Origin of the sequence: Pseudoalteromonas sp. Z9A5 (assembly GCF_011378875.1) — a bacterium.
Taxonomy (GTDB): domain Bacteria; phylum Pseudomonadota; class Gammaproteobacteria; order Enterobacterales; family Alteromonadaceae; genus Pseudoalteromonas.
This window is the reverse complement of record NZ_WTLC01000117.1, coordinates 1-773: the sequence shown is the minus strand read 5'-3', so window position 1 is coordinate 773 and position 773 is coordinate 1. Positions and strand designations below refer to the sequence as shown.

Genomic DNA, 773 nt, shown 5'->3' with positions numbered 1-773 from the left:
AACATTGCCTGATGGCAGTTACAGTGTGCAAGCGAGTATCACCGATGCCGCAGGCAACACCAGCACCGCTAACAGCAGTGGCATTATCGACACCGTGGCACCGGTGATCGCCGTAAATGAACTCGACCTTGGAAATGACGGCACGGCAGTGATCAGCGGTACTTCAACCGAGCCAGTAGGCAGTGTGGTGAGTATCCTCATTACCGACGTCAATGGCATTACGTATCCATTGTCAGCCGTGGTGGATAACACCGGAGTATTTCAGACAACCAGCCCAACATTGCCTGATGGCAGTTACAGTGTGCAAGCGAGCATTACCGATGCCGCAGGCAACACCAGCACCGCTAACAGCAGTGGCATTATCGACACCGTCGCGCCGGTGATCGCCGTAAATGAATTATCTCTTGGAAATGACGGCACGGCAGTGATCAGCGGTACTTCAACCGAGCCTGTGGGCAGTGTGGTGAGCATCCTCATTACCGACGTCAATGGCATTACGTATCCACTGTCAGCGGTGGTGGATAACAACGGAGTATTTCAGACAACCAGCCCAACATTGCCTGATGGCAGTTACAGTGTGCAAGCGAGCATCACCGATGCCGCAGGCAACACCAGCACCGCTAACAGCAGTGGCATTATCGACACCGTGGCACCGGTGATCGCCGTAAATGAATTATCCCTTGGAAATGACGGCACGGCAGTGATCAGCGGTACTTCAACCGAGCCAGTAGGCAGTGTGGTGAGTATCCTCATTACCGACGTCAATGGCATTA

Annotated in this window: 1 protein-coding gene; it reads left to right on the top strand. The window is 53.6% G+C overall.

Annotated features, from left to right (window positions below; all coding sequences use genetic code 11):
- Nucleotides 1-25: 25 nt before the first annotated feature.
- Nucleotides 26-773 (top strand): Ig-like domain-containing protein (locus GQR56_RS21275; RefSeq protein ID WP_206018257.1); only part of this gene is annotated, 748 nt, incomplete at its 3' end.